Annotated in this window: 1 protein-coding gene; it reads left to right on the top strand. The window is 76.1% G+C overall.

The window, feature by feature from the left end:
* A partial coding sequence (locus tag PUR61_RS36565) for a PfkB family carbohydrate kinase (protein ID WP_329883874.1) occupies positions 1-309 on the top strand: 309 nt, incomplete at both ends.

Below are 309 nucleotides of genomic sequence, written 5' to 3'. Positions count from 1 at the left end.
CCTGTGGACCCACCAGCAGGCCCGCGAAACCCTTCTGCACCTGGCCCGCCACGACGACATCCTCATCCCCTCCGCCGACGAACTCCACATCCTCGCCCCCGACCCGGCCCGCGACGAGCAGCACACCAGCGCCGCCCTCCTCGCCCAGGGCACCCGCGCGGTGGTCATCACCCGCGGCGGCGACGGCGCAAGCGTCACCACCGGCCGCGACGGACCCCACCACGCCCCGGCCCCGGCGGAGCCCGTGGAGGACGAGATCGCCGCAGGGCAAGCCTACGCCGGCGGCGGCCTCTCCTGGGTCCTGGGCGG

This window comes from Streptomyces sp. BE20 (assembly GCF_036322525.1).
In the GTDB taxonomy this organism is placed as follows: Bacteria; Actinomycetota; Actinomycetes; order Streptomycetales; family Streptomycetaceae; genus Kitasatospora.
The sequence above is the reverse complement of the archived record's forward strand: the minus strand, read 5'-3'. Positions and strand labels throughout refer to the sequence as shown.